Source organism: Pseudovibrio axinellae, assembly GCF_900110875.1.
Taxonomy (GTDB): domain Bacteria; phylum Pseudomonadota; class Alphaproteobacteria; order Rhizobiales; family Stappiaceae; genus Pseudovibrio; species Pseudovibrio axinellae.
The window spans coordinates 238,691-260,953 of sequence record NZ_FOFM01000004.1; the positions used below are offsets into that span (position 1 = coordinate 238,691).

Here is a 22,263-nt window from a genome sequence, read left to right on the forward strand (position 1 = left end):
TAAACCGACTCAGGTTAGTGAGTAAATCTTCCTTTCGACCATTATTAAGCTGGTGGTAGCTACGCATGTTCTGCGATGTTGTAGAGATATCCACGTCTCAATCTTTGGCTGAAAAAACAGTAGTAAAATCTTAATGGTTCAATTACTGTAGCTTTTGGGGATTAAAACTCTGCGATCTGATTAAGTGAATGTTCCAAGGGGATGTTGCTGGTTCGGCGCAGAGATTATTTTTTTGCGGAAACGGTTTAATCGCCGGTTTTCGTGGACGCCGAATAAGGTATGCTTTCGGCGAAGGTGTTGGGTTTGCGGTTTGTTAGTTTGACCCTTGTTTGAGGCATAAAAAGTGGTTTCTCGGAAAACTTTAGCGGGTACAGTTGCTGTAATCAGTTTGATTGTAAGCGCTCAGGGCGCAAACGCTCTTTCAATGAAAGAAGCGTTGGCAGCGACCTATCAGAATAACCCGACATTGAATGCGTCGCGTGCACAGCTGCGTGTGACAGATGAAGGTGTCCCTCAGGCTTTGGCCGGATGGCGACCATCAATCATCGGTAGTGGTGAATACGGTTACCAGTGGCAAGAAGCTAATGGTCAAAACCGAAATCGAAATGAATACTCTCTATCAGTGCAGGCTACTCAGCCGTTGTTTCGTGGGTTTAGAACAGTAAACTCCACGCGGCAGGCGGAATCTATTGTTCGCTCACAGCGCGAGGAGTTGAGAACAGCAGAACAAACAGCTCTCTTCCAAGCTGCTACAGCATATATGGACGTGATCCGCGATACCGCGCTGGTCTCGCTTCGTCGAAGCGATTTGAAGTTCCAGGAAGAGCAAGTTCGCGCCTCGAAAGACCGCTTTAATGTGGGCGAAGGTACACGAACCGATGTTTCTCAAGCTGAATCGGGAAGGGCGCGTGCGCAATCAGCTTTGAATACTGCGCTTGCAAACCTGAACACAAGTCGTGCGGTCTTTCGTCAGGTCATCGGTATTGACCCGAAGAATCTGAGCGCACGGACAAATATTTCCAGCATGTTGCCGAGGAATGTGTCTTCAGCCATCTCTATTGGGCAAGAGGAGCATCCATCTATTCAGGCTGCTCAATTTTTGGTTGATGCTGCGCAATTTGCTGTGAAAACGAGTGAAGGTGTTCTTCTGCCTTCGGCAGATTTGCAGGGCACTCTTTCGTACGGTGATAACACTCTTCCAGGTGTTTCTGGGAAGCCGACGAAAACGGCATCGATCTTTGGTCGCGTGACTATTCCTATTTACCAAAATGGTAGTGAGTATTCTGTGGTGCGCCAGGCTAAGGAAGATCTGGGGCGTACGGAAATTCTGGTTGATGTGTCGCGAGATGGAATTCGTGCGCAGGCTATCTCTTCATGGGGCAATTTGAATGCTGCGATCGCGTCCATTACGGCAGCTGAAGCTCAGGTTGCTGCCGCGCGGCTCGCTCTTGAAGGTGTGATTGAAGAGCAGCGTGTTGGCCAGCGGACAACGCTTGATGTTCTTGATACACAGAGCGACTTGGTTGATGCGCGCGTAACCTTGGTAACCGCTCAGCGTGATCGTGTTGTTGCCGCTTACGCAGTGCTGTCTTCAGTTGGGCGCCTTGATTATGATAACCTTGCCCTCAGTGGTGCGCGTTATGATCCGACTGAACATTATCGCTTGGTTCGCGATAAATGGATTGGCTTGCGGACACCAGATGGTCGCTAGTCTTCATTGAGCATTCGTTTTTAGGAAGGGGGCATTCACTGCCCCTTTTTTGTTGACTGTATCCTGTTGAATGTTGGTTTTCCTTGTGGGAATTGGGTTTTTGCTTCGTTTGTACCTGTTAGGTGAGGAGGCTTTCCTCTTATATTCTGGTAAGTATTTCTTAATGAAGTGAGTCGGGAAACCGTCGGATTAAACGCTACTAGAAGTGGAGTAAATACATGGGAGCTGTCTCACAGGGTAACGAGCCTTCCATGGAGGATATCCTAAGCTCGATCCGTAAAATTATTTCGGATGACGAAGCGAATGGCGCAGAGCAAATGAAAGATGCTGCATTGAGTGAAGCTGACGCAGGTCGCGAATTGTCCCAGGATGATCTAGATAAGCTCTTTGATGATGCACCAGCGGAGATTGAGCCTAATCCTGCGCCTGAGTTGGAAGAGGGCGGAGCTAAAGAACCTGAAGTTCTCGAGCTTACGCAAGATGAGAAGATCGACGAGCTTTCCTCCACGTTGAAAATTGTCGAAGGCCTTTCTGATGAGGCTAAAGAAGGTGGTGGTGACATTAGCTTTCTTGAGGAGACAAACTCTGAGCCATTCGGGTTGAGCTCAGCAGAGCAGGACGATATTCTCGAGCCCGCTCAGGCCTCTTCTGATGACTTGACTGAAACGCTGATATCGAGTGCAACAGATCAGGTTGTTTCCAGTGCATTTAACGGCCTTGCAAACACCGTGCTGTCGAAAAATGCGAGAACCCTTGAAGATATGGTTGCCGAAATGTTGCGACCAATGCTGAAAGGTTGGTTGGACCAACATCTTCCGAGTGTGGTTGAGCGACTTGTGCGGCAGGAAATTGACCGGATTTCTGGCAAATAAAATGGTATTTACGGCCATTGGGCCGTAACTTGAACCCCTTATTTCGTAATATCAGTTTGTGTGAAACCTGAATGAAACCGTCAGGTGCTGTGAGCTATTGAGCGTTTGTGCGCTCAAATGTGTTCAATGGTCGCTTCAAAGGTTGACTTAGGCGAGTGCATCCGATTTACACCAGACAAACTCCACAAGTGGAAGATCTTTAGGTATGCTGGATAAAACATATGAGGCGGCCTCTGTTGAGCCGCGGATTTACGAGACCTGGGAACAGGCAGAAGCCTTTAAGGCAGGCGCAGGTGCAGAAGATGGTGCTGCGACCTATTCAATCGTGATTCCGCCGCCAAACGTGACAGGCTCGTTGCATATGGGGCACGCGCTGAATAACACGCTTCAAGATATCATGGTTCGTTATCAGCGTATGCGTGGTCGCGACGTTCTATGGCAGCCAGGTATGGACCATGCAGGCATCGCAACTCAGATGGTTGTTGAACGCCAGTTGGCGGCTGATGGCGGCAATATTTCTCGTCGTGACATGGGCCGGGAAGCCTTTGTTGAACGCGTTTGGAAGTGGAAGGGTGAATCTGGCGGGATGATCTTTAACCAGCTCAAACGTCTTGGTGCGTCTTGTGACTGGTCCCGTGAACGTTTCACCATGGACGAGGGCCTGTCCAAGGCAGTGCTGGAAGTCTTTGTTTCTCTTTATAAAGAGAACTTGATTTACAAGGACAAGCGCCTTGTGAACTGGGATCCCAAACTTCTGACTGCGATTTCCGATCTGGAAGTTGAGCAAACCGAAATGCAGGGTAACATGTGGCACTTCCGCTATCCGCTGGCGGATGGCGTGAGTTACCAGCACCCAATTGCGTTTGATGAAGACGGCAAGGCGACCGAGTTTGAGACCCGTGATTACATCGTGATCGCGACCACTCGCCCGGAAACCATGCTGGGTGATACAGCCGTAATTGTTCACCCTGATGATGAGCGCTTTAAAGAGCTGCAGGGCAAAGACATTATCCTTCCACTGGTTGGTCGCCGTATTCCGATCATTGCGGATGACTATGTGGATCTTGAAACCGGTACGGGCGCGATGAAAGTTACGCCTGCGCACGATTTCAATGACTTTGACATTGGCAAGCGCCATAATTTGCCTCAGATTTCCATCATGGATCGTGAAGCCAATATTGTTCTGCGTGAAGCAGAAGGCTTTATGGATGGTCTGGAGTTGACTGACGAGCTCAACAAGACACTGGAAATACTTGAAGGTGTTGAGCGCTTCAAGGCACGTAAGCTGATTGTTTCCACGCTGGAAGAGCGCGGGCTGCTGGATGAGGTTGTTGATCACGTTAACATGATTCCACATGGTGACCGTGGCGGCGTTCCGATTGAGCCTATGCTGACAGATCAGTGGTATGTTGATGCAAAGACTATGGCAAAGCCTGCTATTGCGTCTGTTCGTGAAGGCCGTACCAAATTCGTTCCTGCCAACTGGGATAAGACCTACTACGAGTGGATGGACAACATTCAGCCGTGGTGTATTTCCCGTCAGCTGTGGTGGGGGCATCGTATCCCTGCGTGGTATGGTCCAGATGGTAAATTCTTCGTTGAGCAGAGTGAAGAAGAAGCACTAGCAGCGGCTACCGAGTTCTATGGTAAGCCAGTTAAGCTTATGGAGCAAAATGACGCTCTTGCAGCACATGATGCTGGTGAAGCTGATTTTGTTGCCTTGTACCGCGATGAAGACGTGCTTGATACATGGTTCTCGTCGGCTCTGTGGCCGTTCTCTACGCTCGGTTGGCCGGACAAAACACCTGAGCTTGCACGCTATTACCCAACATCGGTTCTCGTGACTGGTTTTGATATTATCTTCTTCTGGGTTGCCCGGATGATGATGATGGGAAACCATTACATGAAGACCGAGCCCTTCGACACGGTTTACATCCACGCCCTCGTTCGTGACGAGAAGGGCGCTAAGATGTCCAAGTCCAAGGGCAACGTGATTGATCCGCTGGCGCTGATTGAAGAATACAGTGCTGATGCACTACGCTTTACGCTTGCTGCTATGGCCGCGCAGGGCCGCGATATTAAGCTCTCAACATCTCGTGTTGCTGGTTACCGGAACTTCACGACCAAGCTCTGGAATGTTTGCCGTTTTGCTGAGATGAACGAGTGTCACGCGGTTGAAGGCTTCGACCCTGCGCTTGTTAAGCAGACAGTGAACCGCTGGATCGTGACTGAAACAAGCCGCGCTATTCGCGAAGTCTCTGAGGCGATTGATACGTACCGCTTCAACGATGCAGCTGGTGGTGCATACCGCTTTGTGTGGAACACATTCTGTGACTGGTACGTTGAGCTAACCAAGCCTATCTTCTACAGCGATGATGAAGCGGCTAAGGAAGAAGTTCGTGCCACAACAGCCTGGGCTCGTGATGAGATCCTGAAGCTTCTGCACCCATTCATGCCTTTCATTACGGAAGAGCTTTGGATGCGTACGGTTGAAGATGGCGAGAACAAGCGTGAGAAGCTTCTGGCGCTTTCTGCTTGGCCAACGTCAATTGGTGAAGATGGAGAGGCTGCTGCGGAGATCAACTGGCTGATCGATATGATCGTCCAGATCCGCTCTGTTCGTTCTGAAATGAACGTTCCGGCTGGGGCCAAGGTTCCTGTTGTTCTGTGTGGTGCTTCTGAGCAGACTAAGGCTCGTCTTGGCATCCACGAAGCAGCGATAATGAAGAATGCACGCGCTGAGACAGTGACAACTGCAGATGAGATTCCGCAGGGTTCTGCTCAGATCGTTGTTGGTGAAGCGACAGTTTGCCTCCCGCTTGCTGGTGTTATCGATCTTGATGCGGAAAAGGCACGTCTTAGCAAGTCCTTGGACAAGATCGTTGGTGAACTTACCAAGATCTCCAAGAAGCTAGAGAATGAGCGCTTCCTTGAAAAAGCTCCGGAAGACATTGTTGCCGCGGAAAAAGAAAAAGTGGCTGAACTTGCTGAGCGCAAGGAAAAGATTGAAGCTGCTCTGGAACGTTTGGCTGCACTTGGCTGATGTCTTTTAGTGAGTGATGATTTTAAAACGCGGTTCTTCGGGGCCGCGTTTTTTTGTTGTGTTGGGTCTTGTCCTGCATCTGCATTGGCTTTGGGCTTGGAGGGCACGTATAAAGCGTGGGAAGCTCGGGTTTTACAACCGTGACTTATGGGCAACGCTTGTGGGTTAGCTGAGTTTCATCAACAATTGCCGCCTGTTTGCCACGTTACGGCCTTTTCCCCGCGCCATTCCAATGCTAAGCCCTGTACAAGTTGGGCGTTTGAATCAATAGCTGCTGGAAAGTTTAATGGATTTTACGATGCGTAGATATCTTGGGCGTGCTGCATTTTGTGCATTTGCGGCGTTCATTGGCGGGGCTGCATTTTCGCTACCTCTACAAGCTCAGACTCCGATCAAAAATCCTGTTGCTGTGTTTAAGGGGCTGGATAAAATTACCGGCCGTATCACAACTTTTGATGTCTATATTGATGAGACCGTGCAGTTTGGTGCGCTTCAAGTCACGCCGCGTGTTTGCAATTCCCGTCCACGGACAGAAGCGTCGCAAACCACAGCGTTTATTGAGGTCGATGAACTCACGCTTGATAGTAAAGTTCGCCGCATTTTCAGTGGTTGGATGTTTGCAAGTAATCCAGGCGTTCATGCGGTGGAGCACAGCGTCTACGATATCTGGCTGATTAACTGCAAGACAAAGACATCTGTGCCGCCACCAGAGGGTTACTCTGGCCCTGCGGTTGATCTTGTAGCGGAAGCTGACCCACTCGCTGGTGAGGACTTTGTCTCTTCGGGTGAGATTCCGGTCCCAAGACCAAAGCGACTGGCAATACTTCAATAAAGATACGGCCTCTTAGTTGGGGCCGTTTTTATTTTCGCGATGGGCAGGGCGTAATTCTTCAATGATCTGAAGCAGGCGTTTACCCGAGGTGCCTTGGGGGAGTGTGTTAAAATCGCCGTGAACAGTGAGTGCGTTGTCGAGCAGCTTTGCATAGTGGTCTTTTTGGACCTCTATCGCACCGAACTGTTTCAGGTGCGTTGTCACAAACTGTGCGTCGAGTAACCTGTACTTTCCATAGAGAAGTCGGCCATAAAGGTGCACAAGGGCGACTTTGGATGCATCACGCTCTAATGAGAACATGCTTTCACCAAAGAAGGCGCCACCCAGCGATACGCCATACAGCCCTCCGACAAGCTTATCAGTGGCGTTGTAGACCTCTATTGTTTGGCAGTATCCCATTTCAAACAGATCAGTATAGAGCTGTCGGATCTCGGTGTTGATCCAGGTCTCTCTGCGTGTTGATGTCGTTGATGCGCAAGCGGAAATCACAGCTTTGAAGTTTTTGGAGGTGCGAACAGTGAATTTGTCAGCGGATACGGTTCGTGCGAGACGTTTGGGGATATGAAATGAGTCGAGCGGCAAGATACCTCGCCGCTCGGGGTCAATCCAGAAAAGATCAGGAGAGTTAGCAGTCTCAGCCATTGGAAAGACGCCACAAGCATATGCTTTAAGCAAAATTTGCGGTGTAATCTGTAGTTCCATGCAAGACTGCTTAGACCTCTCTCGATCTCCTCAGTTTTCTTCTGAGTTCTGAGCTGCGATGTGTGCTTCCAAAAACTTCTCAAGCCAGTGGATATCATAGGCGCCGTTGGCGATATCCTGATTGTCGAGAAGCTCGGTAAACAGCGGCACAGTTGTATTGATGCCATCTACTACAAATTCGCTAAGTGCACGGCGTAGTCGCATCATGCATTCCACGCGCGAACGTCCATGAACGATCAGCTTACCGATCAGGCTGTCATAGTGCGGCGGAACTTTGTAGCCCTGATAAACACCAGAATCTACACGAACACCTAAGCCACCTGGTGGGTGGTAGTAGGTGATCGTTCCAGGAGAAGGGGCAAATGTCAGTGGGTGTTCGGCATTGATACGACACTCAATTGCATGGCCTGTGAAGCGCACATCTTCCTGATTGATTGAAAGGTTTGCGCCAGCAGCAATACGGATCTGTTCGATCACGAGATCTATGCCGGTTACCATTTCAGTTACAGGGTGCTCCACCTGCAAGCGGGTGTTCATTTCAATGAAGTAGAACTCGCCATTCTCGTAGAGGAACTCGATGGTACCAGCGCCGCGATATTTGAGCTTGCGCATTGCTACAGCACAAATTTCGCCTATGTTCTGGCGCTGCTCTTCATTCAGCGCAGGAGATGGACACTCCTCAAAAACCTTCTGGTGTCTACGCTGCAAGGAGCAGTCGCGTTCGCCAAGGTGGATTGCATTGCCCTGACCATCGCCAAGTACCTGAACCTCAATATGGCGAGGTTTGCCAAGGTACTTCTCCATGTACAGTGCATCATCACCAAAGGCTGCTTTGGATTCTGAGCGCGCTGTAGAGATTGCAAGATCTAGGTCTTCAGCGGTTGGTGCTACCTTCATGCCGCGACCACCGCCGCCAGCAGCTGCTTTCACGAGAACCGGATATCCGATTTCCGCAGCAATTGCATGAACGTCATCTTCTGGTGTAATGCCACCATCAGATCCCGGTACGACCGGAATGCCCAATTCAATCGCTGTGGTCTTAGCCTGGATCTTATCGCCCATCACACGGATGTGCTCTGAGGTTGGGCCGATGAAGGTAATGCCGTGTGCCTCAAGAATCTCGGCAAAGCGGGCATTCTCAGAAAGGAACCCGTAGCCTGGATGTACAGCATCGGCGCCAGTGATTTCACAGGCAGCCAGGATCTGTGGAATGTTGAGGTAACTGTCGCGCGCCACAGGCGGGCCAATACAAACACTTTCGTCAGCAAGGCGCACGTGCATTGCATCTTCGTCGGCTGTGGAGTGGACCGCAACGGTGCGAATTCCAAGCTCTTTACATGCCCGAAGAATACGGAGTGCGATCTCGCCGCGGTTTGCGATCAGGATCTTGGAGAACATTGAGACTTCGCCTGTTATTCGATGATGATAAGTGGTTCGCCGAATTCTACCGGCTGACCATCTTCAACCAGGATTGCAGTTACCGTACCCGACTTTGATGAAGGGATTTGGTTCATGGTCTTCATGGCTTCGACAATAAGAATTGTATCGCCTTTTTTCACCGCTTGACCAACTTCAACGAACTGCGCTGCGCCCGGCTCTGCTGCCAGATACGCTGTACCAACCATTGGTGAGGTTACGGCGCCAGGGTGGCTTGCAGGGTCTGCAGATACTGCGATCTCTACAGGAGCTGGTGCTACTGTGGCCGCTGCTACTGGTGCTGCCACCGGAGCTGCTGCAGCGTTAATTGTCAGCTGACGAGCGACCCGAACGCGGAGATCTTTATGTTCCACCTCGATTTCGGTCAGGTTGGTGTCGTCCAGCAAATTTGCGAGCTGGCGGATCAAGTCCTGATCAAATTTAGTTTCTTTCGTCATCTTTTTCATCGTCCAGTTCGAAATGCCCTGATATGTGAAAACAGGAGCCTTCGGTTTGGCCCTCAAAAAGCTATTTGCAGCAGGGACGGCCATTAAAAATCATTGAAAATCCGTCTGCATAGAGCAAATCTGGATTCTCTTGCTGAATGAACTACACACGCAGCCGGTTATTAACTGCGTAGATAGCCATAAACTCTTTAGTTGCAAGATGCTGTCATAAAAGAGCACGCATCTGGTCTGCCTAGGCTGCGCATAAGGCAATTTCATGTTGTTAAGCGCAGAAAGGCATCTGTCTCTCTGATTTACTCGAAAGTAAACCAAGGTAATCGCGCAAGCACGAGTGTTGTGTTCTCAAAAACTCTGTGTAACGAGTTAAGTTTAATTGACGTAATGGTAAAGTGTAGCCAGACAAATAAACATAACTGGCTTTCTTATATGATCAGAGCGAACCAAGGGGAAGACCTTTGTCCGCTCTGAGGTGAGTTCTTAAGAATAAAGCTTCGAAAATGGGTTAATAATCGCGCGGATGACCGGTCTACTCGCGTTCGGCAGCGATCTTTTCCTTCAACGCATCGTAGCCAACGGCTCCTACAATCACATCATCGCCCAGGATGTAAGAGGGGGTGCCTGTAATGCCGAGCTGCTCCGCAATTGTGAAAACCTCTTGAAAGGTTTCAGCTGCCTGGTTGGACTTCATGGACTTTTCAAGGCTGGCCCGTGAAATACCCAGATCCTCTGCGACCTTCAGGCTGCTTGCCATATTTGCGCGACCTGGTTGTCCCAAAAGCGCAAGATGGAAGTCCTCGTATTTGTCTGGAGCAACGTCAGAAACTGCGATCGCCACACGTGCTGCTTCCTGCGAAGGCTTGCCGAGAACTGGGAATTCCTTCAGGACAACGCGTAGATTCTTATCTTCATCAACCAAACGAACAAGATCAGACAAGGCGCGTTTGCAGTAACCGCAATTATAGTCGAACAGTTCAACGAGCGTTACGTCGCCGTCAGGGTTCCCGAGCACGACCTGGTAGTCGCTGTTGTATATCTCGTCGGAAAGGTTTGAAATTGAGGCTTTCCGTGCGCTTTCTTCTTCTGCAGCGCGCCGTTTATCAAGCTCTTGCAACGCGTCCAAAACGACTTCAGGATTTGCAACAAGGTATTCTTTAATAATTGATTCCACTTCAACGCGGTTTAGCGGCTCTGCTTGCGCAGAAAGGGTCGCTGGCAGCAGTGTTAGCGTTGCTGCGCATGTGATCGCTGCGCGGCGCATAAGTTTCTTCATGACGTCTCCTGTGCCCGTGTTCGGGTATTTGATTACTTATTTGTATGTCGGTTAACGGCGTCTTGCTTGAGGCATCTTTATTGACAGAATATCGTCGGCTTGCTGCCAGGCTGGCGTTCCAACCTTCAGCGCTTGTTGGGCGCGCTTAGCATAGCGTTGAGCGCTGCGGGTATCCCCGCGCGCCATGTGACTTTGTGCTGTTGCCAAATCGGCTCCTGCTTTGTCGCCAAGGCGGGCATTTGCAATTGCAAGCTGGGCATAACCAGTCATTGAGTATCTGTCTTTGCGCAGGGCTCTGGTCAGCAACCCTTTCGCTTCTTTGAGATAGCTCTTGTCGTTTGATGCGACCATCGCGAAGCCCAGCCAGATCTCGAAGTGCGGATTACCTGGGTAAAGCGCAAGTGCTTTGCGGAAGGGTGTAATCGCTGCTTTTGGCTTGCCACCTTCAAGAAGTGCCTGACCTTTAATCTCATAGAAATACGGATATTGGGGCCCTTTTGCGATCAAGGCATCAATTTTTTTGACGGCTCTGGATAGTTTGTCAGCTCTCATGCTGGCAATTGCGCGTGCATATTGCGCCGGCAGGCTTTTATCTTTTTCCGGGTAGGCCCGATAAACTGAGTTTTTATGGCTGGTGAAGGCCAGAAGTTTGGCCTTCACCATATCATGCTTAAGCTGAAGGCGCTGTGGATCCTTCTTATTAAAGTACTTACCTTTTTTCGCCCTGTTTTGTAGGGCGTTAAAGCGCTCGCGCGGCATAGGGTGGCTGAGAGCATATGGGTCTACATACTGCGCCGAGAATAGGGCCTGATCAGCCATCCGCTCAAATGTATTGAGCATTCCCTGGGCTGATACACCAACAATGTTGAGATAGCGAAGCGCGGCCTGATCAGCCGATGATTCTTCTGAGCGTCGGTACGACAAGAAATTGCGCTGCGCGAGTGACGACCCGCCAGTGATCGCTGCTGCACCGCCACGTGCGATGGAGCTGTTGCCTGTTGTTGCCCCAGCTACAGCTGCTCCGGCGCCTAAGATCATGCCAATGACTGACATGATCTGCGCATTGGAAGCTGCCTGTCTCATTCGAACAAGGTGGTTGCCTGCAATATGGCCGGTTTCATGAGCGATCACGCCAATGACTTCGCTAGGTGTTTTCGCATCCATTATCACGCCCAGGTTGATAAACATCCTGCGGCTGTCTGGTACAAATGCATTGAAGCTCTTATCATTGACCAGAACGATCTCTACCTGGCCTGCTGGGAGTCCGGCAGCACGGAAGATTGGTTTGGCGTACTCACGCAGCAAGTCTTCGGTTTCGGCATCACGTACAAGGGGGAGACCCTTCTTTTGTTGAGCTTGAGCCGTGGTGATCGCCGCATTAGGTACAATTAGAGAAAGTGCGGTGGCGGAAATGAGAAAAATGCGCGCAAACTTTGTTGCTTGTGATTTGACTGGGCCAAACATTCGTTTCAATGCACGGTTTTTAAATTGCACGTCAAGTCCCCTTAGTTGGCCTAGCCGGCGCAGAGCAGTTTGCACTTAAAGTAATACATAGACTTTCAAATAAGCCTTAACCACCCAAGATAGGCAGTTATTAGGCAAAATTGCTAGGTAGCTCTGGAAATAAAGCACAGGCTCTTAAAAGAAGAAATAAGAGGGAATTCATTTGTCAGTATTAATGGGATCAAAACGTAGTGAAGTGCTGCCGTTTCAAGCTATGGAAGTTTTGAATGCTGCAAACCGCTTGGAGCAACGCGGGGAGCATGTGCTGCATATGGAAGTCGGGCAGCCCGGATCACCGCTGCCTGACCAAGTTTTGCGGGTCGCGCAGGATTATCTGTCCTCTGGGCGTTTGGGGTATACTGAAGCGCATGGCATTCCCGCACTTAAAAAAAGCATCTCCGGTTACTACCAGCAGACTTTCGGGCTGGAAGTACCTGAATCTCGGATCTTTGCAACGACAGGCTCATCTGCGGGGTTTAATCTTGCATTTTTGGCAGGGTTCGATCATGGAGATAGGGTTGCAATCACATCACCAGGCTATCCAGCTTATCGCAATATTATTGAGGTGCTTGGGCTGGAATGTGTTGAGATTGAAGTTGGACCGGAAACCAGGTGGTCCCTTACTCCAGAGATTTTGGAGCGTGTCCACCGGGAGACGCAACTAAAGGGAGTTCTGGTGGCTAGTCCGGCTAATCCAACGGGAACGATGATGTCACCTGACGCCCTGAAGGGGCTGGTCGAGGCCTGTGATGAGCTCGGCATTTTGTTTATCTCCGATGAGATCTATCACGGCCTTGCCTATGAGATGAAAGAGGAAACAGCTCTTCGCTTCACTCAGAACTCGATCGTGGTCAATAGTTTTTCCAAGTACTATTGCATGACTGGCTGGCGCATTGGTTGGATGGTTTTACCTGAGGCACTGGTGCGCCCGGTTGAGCGTATTGCGCAGAGTCTTTACATCTCGCCGCCGGAGTTGGCGCAGGTAACAGCTTCTGCCGCGTTTGAGGCTGTTGAAGACTATGAAAAAATCAAAGCTAATTATGCAGCAAACCGAAGAGTGTTGCTAGATCACCTGCCAAAACTTGGGTTTGACGTCGTGCCTGTGGATGGCGCGTTGTACGTCTATGCAGGTGTCTCTAAGTTGACCAACGATTCCTTGGGGTTCTGTCAGAAAATGTTGGCAGAAACTCACGTTGCCACAACGCCCGGTGTGGATTTTGATTTGAGCAGGGGTCACCAGTATATGCGCTTTTCCTTTGCTGGCGATCAAGCTGACATCAAGTTGGCAGTGGAACGATTAGAGCACTGGCTCTCCTAGCTGAAAGCAAAAAAAAGCCCGCTCAATTGAGCGGGCTTTTTTATATGTCTTGCATCTTTACTAGAAGAAAGAGCGTCGTTGCCACCAGCCAGTACGGCGTGGGGATTCTTCGTCACCGTCAACGGCAACGGTTTCGCCTTCGACAACCTTATGTGATGTCACAACCGGCTTAGGAGTGCTCTGCGACTTCGTCGAAGCCTTAGTAGACACTGTAGCCTTGGCAGGCTCCTCGACCTTGGCAGGTTCTTCCGTAACCTTGGCGATGACCGTCGCAGGAGACTTCTCTTCTTTCACTGGTTCAGCAGCTTTTTCAACCGGTGCACTCGCAGATGCTGGCGTTGCTGCGGGTTCTGCAACCTTTGGTTCGCTTGCAACCGCAACGTTTTGTTCTGCAACCTTGGCGGTTACTTCAGGCTTAGTTTCAGTCACACTTGCCGTTGTGTCTTTTGCTGGGGCCTCATCAGCTTCTGGAGCCTTTGGGGTTTCAGCTGAGGCTTCGGCGGCAGCGGATCTTGTCCGACGGCGTCTGCGCGGCTTGCGGGCTTCCGCTTTTGGCTCTTCAACAGCAGGTGTCGTTGTGGTGTCTTCAGCGGCTTCAGAGACGGCTTCTTCAGTTGTTTCTGACTTTACCTCAGCGATAATTTCTTCAACACTGTCAGCAGTGCCTTCAGCTGCGCGTTCTGTTTCTTCAGTGTTTTCATCCGAAGAGGTTCTGCGACGAGAACGACGGCCACCGCGACGGCCACGTCTGCGTTTACGGCGCCGGTCTTCTTCATCCTCAGTTATATCTGAAGAAACGGCTTCTTCGGCGCCTTCCTCTGCTGTTGCTTCTTCATCAGCCGGAGCGTCTTCTGATGGCTCAGATACTTTCGGTTTCTGTTCAGCATCGTTCTTATCGTTACTTGTGCGACGACGACGGCGACGACGGCGACGACCGTCATTGCTTTCCTCTTCAGCAACTTCCTGTTTTGGCTCTTCAATCACTTCTTCAGCGACATCTTCCTCTTCTTCCTCAATAGGAAGGATCGTGTCTGGCTGTACAGATGCAGGAAGTGGCTGGGTGCGTTCGCTTGGTGTTGCCAGCTCGCCGCGTTCCAGAGTGAAGTGCTGTTCAGTGACAGTGTCATCTCCCAGAATGGAAACTTCCAGGCCGAAGCGTCGCTCCAGGTCCATCAGGTGATGGCGCTTCTGGTTGAGGATGTACATCGCCACTTCATTTGGCGTACTCAAGCTCAGGTTGTGGGTGGAACCACGCAGCAGCTGATCTTCCAAAGAACGCAGGATATGCAAAGCAACCGACTCTACAGAGCGCACGATGCCTGATCCGTGACAGTGCGGGCAAACCACTGATGAACTTTCAAGTACGCCGGTGCGGATGCGCTGACGTGACATTTCAAGCAAACCAAAGTGAGAAATGCGGCCAACCTGAATGCGCGCTCGGTCAGATTTTAAGCATTCCTTCAGGCGACGCTCAACGGCACGGTTATTGCGGTTTTCCTCCATATCAATGAAGTCAATAACCACAAGACCGGCAAGGTCGCGCAGGCGAAGCTGACGGGCGATTTCTTCTGCCGCTTCAAGGTTGGTTGCCTGAGCGGTGTCTTCAATGTTCTGCTCGCGAGTAGCCTTGCCGGAGTTTACATCAATCGCGACCAAAGCTTCTGTCTGGTTGATTACGATGTAGCCGCCAGACTTAAGCGTCACTTGCGGTGAGAACATCGCATCAAGCTGCGCCTCTACACCGAAGCGGGTGAAGATTGGCGTTGCATCGCGATATGGCTGAACATTTTTGGAATGACTTGGCATCAGCATACGCATAAAGTCTTTCGCTTCACGGTAGCCTTCTTCGCCAGAAACCATAACCTGATCGATGTCTTTGTTGTACAGATCGCGGATGGAGCGCTTGATAAGGCTGCCTTCCTCGTAAACGAGGGTAGGGGCTGCTGAATCAAGTGTCAGTTCACGAACGTTTTCCCAAAGACGCAGGAGGTATTCGAAGTCACGCTTAATTTCTGCTTTGGTTCTGCTTGCGCCAGCCGTGCGCAAGATCACGCCCATGCCGTTTGGCACATCCAGATCACCAGCGACCTGTTTGAGGCGTTTACGATCCGTTGGCTTGGTAATTTTACGGGAAATCCCGCCACCGCGATCTGTGTTTGGCATCAAAACAGAGTAACGACCTGCCAGTGAAAGGTAGGTGGTTAGAGCTGCGCCTTTGTTTCCGCGCTCTTCTTTGACGACCTGAACGAGCAGGAGCTGACGGCGTTTGATAACTTCTTGAATTTTGTAGTTGTCACGTAGGCGGCGCGGGCGTTCAGAAACCTCGGTACGGGCTTCGTCTTCACTCTCGTCAGCGCTAGCATCTGAGGTGTCTTCACTCGATTCTGCAATAGCAGATTCAGAACCGTCGTCCTTCGCTTCATCTTGTGAGGCGGTGTCTTTTGATTCTACGGACGCAGCTTTAGCACGTTGTCCAGATCGTTTTGACTTGTGACGGGTGTCGGTCGCATCTGTGGTGCGATCGTCGTCTTCGTCAGGGGCGTCAGCCTCGATATCCTCGATGCTATCATCGTGGAAAGGAGCGTCCATGCTGGCAAGCGCTTCAGCTTCGTGCTCAGCTTCTAGTGTACTGGTTTCAGCTTCGATGAGTTCAGCAATAACTTCTTCAGAAGCTTCGGCCGCTTTTGTTGCGGCGGCGTTTTGGATTTCAGCTTCGCGCTTTGCTTCATCGCGCTCTCTGCGCTCGCGTTCGCGCTGATTAGCAGCGGCTTCAGCAGCAAGCTGAGCTTCAAGAGTTTCCCGATCTTCCTTTGGAAGCTGGTAGTAGTCAGGGTGGATCTCGCTGAATGCAAGGAAGCCGTGCCTGTTACCACCGTATTCAACAAATGCTGCTTGGAGAGAAGGCTCTACCCGCGTGACTTTTGCTAAATAAATATTCCCACGAAGCTGCTTTCTGTTTGCCGCTTCAAAGTCAAATTCCTCAATCCGATTTCCACGTACGACTGTAACCCGGGTCTCCTCCGGGTGGGTCGCATCTATCAGCATCTTGTTTGCCATGAAGTGAGTTCCTTAGGACCAAACCCTGAAGACGGCGCGAGTGGCGCTGAAATTTATACATCGTCAGGTCGGTCAACTTGCTATGTAAGTTACTAGTAGAAAGGGGGAGACGGCGGCGCGCATGAGCACGGGAAGAAGGGACCGACTGACACGTCGGCGCACTGCTTCTTTCAGTGTGTTCATTTGTATTTGCGCGTAGCTTTGACAAACCGTTCGCCCTTAATGATCTCTTTCGCCCGCCCTTTAAGGCGGTAAACTAAAACTAGAAGCGCTTCTTCAGCCTTCCAACTTGTAAACGTCTGTTCCTGCGTCTAGCTGCATCACCTCACCGAAAATTCGGGGATAATGTACATATCCAGACCGACAGAAAATCTGTTCACAACCCGCCATAACCAAAAATGTCACGGCAAAAATCTGTCTTGTTTCTCGAGCGGACTGCTCTTCTAGCTGGCTTATACCGTATCCTCATCAACAAACCGGAAACGGCACAAATGGCTCATATGGGCATTTGAAGCATTTCGAACAGCTCGAAAACTGCGAAAATCTCAGGATTTAAGCTTCAAAAAATATGTAGCACAACTTTGAGGAACAGTTCCAAATCGAAGTCCTAATAAACCTTTTACGATCCAACGAGACAGTTGGCAAGCTTGGGAAAATCGATCTGGTGATGTGTTGCTACGAAAGCCGTAGTTGTTAATCAATGCTTAATGACGGGTTTGGCGGGGTGACTTTCGGTTATTGGTGATTTAATCGTTCCAGTTGATTTAAACTAAATTGCCAGTGTTTGTACGAAGGGGAGTAAAAGGTGGGTCTGATCATTCGTATTGCCAAGTTTTATGCTCTCAGCTTTTTTTGCCTTTCGGTTGCTCTCTTTACCGCGCTTCCAACTATCAGCGCTGCATCCGCTCAAAATGCGACCTCTGTTGTTTCAGATGCACGGGTTGCTGGTGACATGTCCAGAACACGTTTCATCTTGGATATGGATGCGGAGGTCGGATACAGCCTTTCTTTTTTATCGCGCCCTTACCGGCTGGTTATTGATCTTCCTTCGGTCGACTTCGAGTTTCCCAGAGAGTTTGCGCCAAGAGGGCGGGGGTTGGTCAAATCCTGGCGATATGGGGCTGTCTCTAAGGGGCGCTCTCGGGTCGTGCTGGATCTTAATTCTCCTGTTGCGCTGGATAAGACGTTCTTATTGCCGGGAGTTCAGGATCAGCCGACGCGCTTGGTGATTGACTTGATTGAAACTTCTCCAGATGAGTTTGATGCCGCCGTTGGTCGCTCCGTTTCGCATACACTTCCAGTTGGGGCTGCTGCGTCTGTCGCTAAAGTGGATGCTGCGGAAGCGAAGGCGCCTCGCGTTGAGAATCGGCTTCCAGTGATCGTTGTTGATCCTGGGCACGGGGGCGTAGATTCTGGTGCTGTGGGCAGTAATGGGACTTTGGAGAAGGCGATCGTCTTAAATTTTGGCCGGTTCTTAAAGCAAAAGCTGGAAGAGCTTGGTCATTATCAGGTCTATTTAACCCGCGATGAAGATAGGTTTATTTCGCTCGGAAACCGAACGAGAATAGCGCGCGCTCAAAATGCGGACCTGTTTATCTCTATTCATGCAGATTCGATCACGTCTGGTGCTGAAACCACTCGCGGGGCTTCAATCTACACCTTGTCTGAGAAGGCATCTGACCGAATGGCGCATGCTCTGGCACGCAGAGAGAACTATTCGGACGTGATTGGCGGTGTGAATTTTTCTGATGAGCCAGATGAAGTGACCGACATACTCGTGGAGCTTACCCGACGCGAAACAAAGAATTTTTCTATCCATTTTGCACGATTAGTGGTTGAGGAACTTAAAAGCGCCACAACTGTTATTAAGAATCCTCTTCGTTCTGCGGGGTTTCAAGTGCTCAAAAGTCACGATGTTCCGTCAGTTTTAATAGAACTTGGATTTCTTTCCAATAATTTGGATGAGAAAATGCTAGGTTCTGATGAGTGGCGGGAACGCGTGTCTGATGCAATTGTTCAGGCGACGAATAGCTTCTTTCAGGCTAGAATCGCGCAGCAATAGTTGTTTGTTATGTTTGCTTTTGAGTGGGCTTTTGTCGCTGCTGTGGTTAAAGAAATACTAAGCTCTTGCCTCAGCTTTGCCATAATGAAAAGCGATTGGGTGCCAAACTGTAACACACAAGTGTGGATTCGGTGCTGCTGCATGAGCTAAGGGCAAGATCTCTTGACCCCATAAAAGAAATGCATCAGGAACGGCTTTTAAAGTCGCTTCTGATTGGCTGACTTCATGACTTGAACATTCTTAGCGGGAAAGCAAACGAGCCCGAATATGAGATTATTTTTGAAGTTCATTGGATATCTCTTTGGGATTTCAGTTGTTCTGGGGCTGATTGCAGCTGCCGGACTGTGGATTTATCTCAATGACATAACCAAGGATCTGCCGGACTATACGGCGTTGAAGGATTACGAACCGCCGGTAATGACGCGTGTGCATGCCGCTGACGGTAATCTTATGTATGAGTTTGCCCGTGAACGGCGTTTGTTCATTCCTATCCAGGCTATCCCTGACCGTGTGAAACAAGCGTTTTTGTCTGCTGAGGACAAAAACTTCTACGACCACATTGGGATTGATCCTTGGGGCATCGGCCGTGCGATTGTTACAAACTTGCGCAATAGTGGCTCGGGGCGTCGTCTCGTTGGTGCGTCAACTATTACGCAGCAGGTTGCAAAGAACTTCCTTCTTTCGAGTGAGCAGAAATATGAGCGCAAGATCAAAGAGGCGCTTCTTGCTCTGCGTATTGAGCAGGCATTTACGAAGGATGAAATCCTAGAGCTTTACCTCAACGAGATTTATCTCGGAGTTGGTGCTTATGGGGTTGGTGCGGCCTCGTTGATCCTCTTTGACAAATCTGTTCATGAACTGACCTTGGAAGAGATTGCCTATCTCGCTGCCGTTCCTAAGGGACCTTCTAACTACCATCCATACCGATACCGGGACCGCGCGATTGAGCGACGTAACTGGGTTATCGACCGGATGGTGGAGAACGGTTATGCGAGCGTTCAAGAAGGCATCGAAGCTAAAGCGAAGCCTTTGGATGTTAAACTGCGCGCAACTGGTAACCTCGTAAAAGGTTCTGAGTATTTTTCTGAGGCAGTTCGGCGTCAGCTTGCTGCGCGATACGGTGAGGAAAAGCTCTACGAAGACGGACTTTCAGTCCGCACGTCGCTTGATCCCGATATGCAGTTGAAAGCGCGCGAGGCCTTGCGTGATGGTCTGGTCCGTTTTGATCAGCAGCGCGGTAAGTGGCGTGGCCCGATTTCTAAGATTGAAATAGCTTCCAATGACTGGGGAGCGGCTCTGGACAAAGTCCAAACTCTTAACGATGTTGGTGAGTGGACGAGTGCGGTTGTTCTTTCTGTGAGCAACCAAAAGGCTGTAGTTGGCCTCCGACCGAAGCGGCTTGTTAACCGGCAGCTTTCGACCGAACGCGTTCGTGCTGAGATTCAGCTGGGTGATATGAAGTGGGCTCGGGTCAACGGCAGAGCGCCTCGTAACATTCAGGAAGTGCTAAGCTCTGGCGACGTGATTTATGTCCAGCGGTTGAAAAGCGGGAAATATGTTCTGAGGCAGGTTCCTGAGGTTTCTGGTGCACTGGTTGCAATGGATCCTAACACTGGGCGTGTGCTTGCTCTTGTGGGTGGCTTCAGCTTCAATGACAGCCAGTTCAACCGTGCCACTCAGGCATGGCGTCAGCCCGGATCCGCGTTTAAGCCATTTGTTTACGCCGCAGCGCTTGATAACGGTTATACCCCGTCCTCGGTGGTTCTTGATGCACCGTTTGAGCTTGAGCAAGGCGGTAGCCAGGGTACCTGGCGTCCGAAAAACTACGGCGGAAAATACTACGGTCCATCTACCTTGCGTACAGGGATTGAGTTGTCCCGTAACGTGATGACAGTTCGCCTCGCTGAAGATATGGGCATGGACCTTGTTGCAGGATATGCACGCAGCTTTGGTATTGACGACAATATGATGCCTGTGCTTTCCATGTCTCTTGGGGCAGGGGAAACCACTGTTATGCGTATGACAGCTGCATACTCGATGTTGGCTAATGGTGGCCGCCGCGTGCAGCCGACATTGATCGACCGGATACAGACTCGTCACGGTGAGACTGTCTATCAAAATGATCAGCTTGTTTGCACAGATTGCTCGGAAGAATATTGGGACAATCAGCCTGAACCGCATCTAATTGATACGCGTGAGCAGGTGCTTGATCCGATGACGGCTTACCAGATCACTTCGATGATGGAAGGTGTTGTCAAGCGCGGTACTGCAACTAGCGTAAAAGCGGTTGGGCGCCCCGTTGCAGGTAAAACTGGCACAACGAACGATGAGCGCGATGCTTGGTTTGTTGGCTTTACTCCTGAGCTCACTGTTGGCGTCTTCGTTGGTTATGATACGCCGCGTCCAATGGGGCGTGGGGCTACTGGTGGTCAGGTCGCGGCTCCTATCTTTACAGCGTTCATGAAGGATGCTTTGAAGGATGTTCCGCCGCTGGAGTTCCGTGTTCCAAACGGTTTGCGTCTGGTCTCGATCAATCGGCGTACCGGGTTGCTTGCAAATTCAGGTGATCCAGGGACTATCCTAGAAGCGTTTAAGCCTGGGACATCGCCTCCGGAAAGCTATTCGATTATTGGCTTCCAAGATGAGATTGGAATCCAGCAGGAACTTTCACCTGAAGCCGGGCGCGCGGTTATGTCTGGGACAGGCGGTCTTTACTAAAACTCTTGATGGGCTGGTCGTACAAGGTGTGCGACCAGCCCACAGTTTCTGTGGTCTGCCTGATTGCAGAAATGACCTGCTGCGACTATGTTCGCAACACACGCAGTGTTATTGACTGCAAGATTGTTTTTCAAAATAGTGAGGTATCCGATGCGCGCCGAAATGGAGGCCATCGTCGACGAAATCAAGCAGGCTATAAGCCTGCTGAGGAGGCATCTTTGACTGGGACGTTGCACTTGTCCGTCTAGATGAACTCAACGCGCTTTCTGAGGACCCAGCTCTTTGGAATGACCCTACCAATGCTCAAAAATTGATGCGTGAACGCCAGCAGCTTGATGACGGCATCGGTGGTGTGCGCAAGCTGGAGCAAGATCTCGTCGACAATCAGGAATTGATTGAAATGGGCGAGATGGAGGATGATCAGTCTGTTGTTGACGAGGCTGAGAGTTCTTTGCGGGTTATGCTTGAGCAGGTCAATAAGTTGCAGCTGCAGTCATTGCTGTCTGGTGAAGCTGACGGAAACGACACCTATATCGAGATTAACTCCGGTGCAGGTGGTACTGAAAGTCAGGATTGGGCCAGCATGCTGTTGCGCATGTATCGTCGTTGGGGTGAGCAGCACGGCTATAAAGTTGAGCTGATGGAATACAACGATGGCGAAGAAGCTGGGATTAAATCGGCGACCTTACTTATCAAGGGCGAGAATGCCTACGGCTGGATGAAGACTGAAGCCGGTGTGCATCGTCTGGTTCGTATCTCTCCTTACGACTCAAATGCGCGGCGTCATACCTCCTTTGCGTCTGTCTGGGTTTACCCGGTTATTGATGACAGCATCAATATCGAGGTCAACGAAAGTGACTGTCGCATTGATACCTACCGCGCGTCTGGCGCCGGTGGTCAGCACGTCAACACGACGGACTCAGCTGTGCGCATAACGCATAATCCGTCTGGTATTGTCGTGCAGTGCCAGAATGAACGTTCACAGCATAAAAACCGCGCGACAGCTTGGGATATGTTACGTGCTCGGCTTTATGAAGCTGAGTTGCAGCGCCGTGAAGAGCAGGCGAGCAAAGATGCTGCATCCAAGACTGATATCGGTTGGGGGCATCAAATTCGCTCCTATGTTTTGCAGCCATATCAGTTGGTCAAGGACTTGAGAACCGGTGTTGAGAGTACGGCACCACAAGACGTGCTGGACGGCGCTCTAGACAAGTTCATGGAAGCGACCTTGGCTCATAGGGCTTTTGGTAATGCCCCTGCAGCGATTGAGGACCTAAGCTAGGTCTTTTTCA

14 protein-coding genes are annotated in these 22,263 nt (G+C 50.4%); 8 read left to right on the forward strand and 6 right to left on the reverse strand.

Annotated elements, in window-relative coordinates; translation table 11 throughout:
• Positions 1 to 343: 343 nt before the first annotated feature.
• The 4 genes from BMZ51_RS11500 to BMZ51_RS11515 all read left to right on the forward strand — a co-directional run bounded on the left by BMZ51_RS11500 (position 344) and on the right by BMZ51_RS11515 (position 6,458).
• On the forward strand, positions 344 to 1,711 hold the full coding sequence (locus tag BMZ51_RS11500; protein ID WP_068000960.1) for a TolC family outer membrane protein: 1,368 nt from the start codon (positions 344 to 346) through the stop codon (positions 1,709 to 1,711).
• Positions 1,712 to 1,929: 218 nt separating this feature from the next.
• Positions 1,930 to 2,583 (forward strand): PopZ family protein, encoded by a 654-nt coding sequence (locus BMZ51_RS11505; RefSeq protein ID WP_068000963.1) that lies wholly within the window; start codon positions 1,930 to 1,932, stop codon positions 2,581 to 2,583.
• 205 nt (positions 2,584 to 2,788) lie between these two features.
• On the forward strand, positions 2,789 to 5,626 hold the full coding sequence (locus BMZ51_RS11510; RefSeq protein WP_068000966.1) for a valine--tRNA ligase: 2,838 nt from the start codon (positions 2,789 to 2,791) through the stop codon (positions 5,624 to 5,626).
• A 286-nt stretch (positions 5,627 to 5,912) separates the two neighbouring features.
• Positions 5,913 to 6,458 carry a DUF2155 domain-containing protein gene (locus BMZ51_RS11515; protein ID WP_068000969.1) on the forward strand — a complete coding sequence of 182 codons (546 nt, stop codon included), beginning with the start codon at positions 5,913 to 5,915 and terminating at the stop codon, positions 6,456 to 6,458.
• A gap of 12 nt (positions 6,459 to 6,470) precedes the next feature.
• Here BMZ51_RS11515 and aat read toward each other — a convergent pair whose 3' ends face one another.
• The 5 genes from aat to BMZ51_RS11540 form a co-directional block, all read right to left on the reverse strand.
• Complete coding sequence (aat, locus tag BMZ51_RS11520) at positions 6,471 to 7,160, reverse strand: leucyl/phenylalanyl-tRNA--protein transferase (protein ID WP_068000972.1); 690 nt, start codon at positions 7,158 to 7,160, stop codon at positions 6,471 to 6,473.
• Between the two features lie 30 nt (positions 7,161 to 7,190).
• Positions 7,191 to 8,558, reverse strand: coding sequence for an acetyl-CoA carboxylase biotin carboxylase subunit (gene accC, locus BMZ51_RS11525; RefSeq protein WP_068000975.1), 1,368 nt, complete (start codon positions 8,556 to 8,558; stop codon positions 7,191 to 7,193).
• 14 nt (positions 8,559 to 8,572) lie between these two features.
• Positions 8,573 to 9,043, reverse strand: coding sequence for an acetyl-CoA carboxylase biotin carboxyl carrier protein (accB, locus tag BMZ51_RS11530; protein WP_068001196.1), 471 nt, complete (start codon positions 9,041 to 9,043; stop codon positions 8,573 to 8,575).
• Positions 9,044 to 9,569: 526 nt separating this feature from the next.
• Positions 9,570 to 10,313: a DsbA family protein gene (locus BMZ51_RS11535; protein WP_068000979.1), complete on the reverse strand. Its 744-nt coding sequence runs from the start codon at positions 10,311 to 10,313 to the stop codon at positions 9,570 to 9,572.
• A 51-nt stretch (positions 10,314 to 10,364) separates the two neighbouring features.
• Positions 10,365 to 11,807 carry a M48 family metalloprotease gene (locus BMZ51_RS11540; protein WP_068000981.1) on the reverse strand — a complete coding sequence of 481 codons (1,443 nt, stop codon included), beginning with the start codon at positions 11,805 to 11,807 and terminating at the stop codon, positions 10,365 to 10,367.
• Positions 11,808 to 11,991: 184 nt separating this feature from the next.
• On the opposite strand from BMZ51_RS11540, the gene BMZ51_RS11545 reads away from it, so the two are divergent.
• On the forward strand, positions 11,992 to 13,134 hold the full coding sequence (locus tag BMZ51_RS11545; protein WP_068000984.1) for a pyridoxal phosphate-dependent aminotransferase: 1,143 nt from the start codon (positions 11,992 to 11,994) through the stop codon (positions 13,132 to 13,134).
• 60 nt (positions 13,135 to 13,194) lie between these two features.
• On the opposite strand, the gene BMZ51_RS11550 is transcribed toward BMZ51_RS11545, so the two are convergent.
• Positions 13,195 to 16,191: an Rne/Rng family ribonuclease gene (locus tag BMZ51_RS11550; RefSeq protein WP_068000988.1), complete on the reverse strand. Its 2,997-nt coding sequence runs from the start codon at positions 16,189 to 16,191 to the stop codon at positions 13,195 to 13,197.
• Positions 16,192 to 16,996: 805 nt separating this feature from the next.
• On the opposite strand from BMZ51_RS11550, the gene BMZ51_RS11555 reads away from it, so the two are divergent.
• The 3 genes from BMZ51_RS11555 (at position 16,997) to prfB (ending at position 22,253) form a co-directional block, all read left to right on the forward strand.
• Positions 16,997 to 18,253 carry an N-acetylmuramoyl-L-alanine amidase gene (locus BMZ51_RS11555; RefSeq protein ID WP_068000990.1) on the forward strand — a complete coding sequence of 419 codons (1,257 nt, stop codon included), beginning with the start codon at positions 16,997 to 16,999 and terminating at the stop codon, positions 18,251 to 18,253.
• Positions 18,254 to 18,520: 267 nt separating this feature from the next.
• On the forward strand, positions 18,521 to 20,971 hold the full coding sequence (locus BMZ51_RS11560; RefSeq protein WP_068000994.1) for a penicillin-binding protein 1A: 2,451 nt from the start codon (positions 18,521 to 18,523) through the stop codon (positions 20,969 to 20,971).
• Positions 20,972 to 21,121: 150 nt separating this feature from the next.
• A protein-coding gene (gene prfB, locus BMZ51_RS11570) for a peptide chain release factor 2 (RefSeq protein ID WP_139201382.1) occupies positions 21,122 to 22,253 on the forward strand; the annotation gives its coding sequence in 2 pieces (ribosomal slippage) (positions 21,122 to 21,190 and positions 21,192 to 22,253; 1,131 coding nt in all).
• Positions 22,254 to 22,263: the final 10 nt, after the last annotated feature.

Coding starts and splice junctions, on each gene's coding strand:
- BMZ51_RS11505 (WP_068000963.1), top strand. CDS start 1,930: ATGGGAGCTGTCTCACAGGGTAACGAGCCTTCCATGGAGGATATCCTA.
- BMZ51_RS11510 (WP_068000966.1), top strand. CDS start 2,789: ATGCTGGATAAAACATATGAGGCGGCCTCTGTTGAGCCGCGGATTTAC.
- BMZ51_RS11515 (WP_068000969.1), top strand. CDS start 5,913: ATGGATTTTACGATGCGTAGATATCTTGGGCGTGCTGCATTTTGTGCA.
- aat (WP_068000972.1), bottom strand. CDS start 7,160: ATGGAACTACAGATTACACCGCAAATTTTGCTTAAAGCATATGCTTGT.
- accC (WP_068000975.1), bottom strand. CDS start 8,558: ATGTTCTCCAAGATCCTGATCGCAAACCGCGGCGAGATCGCACTCCGT.
- accB (WP_068001196.1), bottom strand. CDS start 9,043: ATGAAAAAGATGACGAAAGAAACTAAATTTGATCAGGACTTGATCCGC.
- BMZ51_RS11535 (WP_068000979.1), bottom strand. CDS start 10,313: ATGAAGAAACTTATGCGCCGCGCAGCGATCACATGCGCAGCAACGCTA.
- BMZ51_RS11545 (WP_068000984.1), top strand. CDS start 11,992: ATGGGATCAAAACGTAGTGAAGTGCTGCCGTTTCAAGCTATGGAAGTT.
- BMZ51_RS11550 (WP_068000988.1), bottom strand. CDS start 16,191: ATGGCAAACAAGATGCTGATAGATGCGACCCACCCGGAGGAGACCCGG.
- BMZ51_RS11560 (WP_068000994.1), top strand. CDS start 18,521: ATGAGATTATTTTTGAAGTTCATTGGATATCTCTTTGGGATTTCAGTT.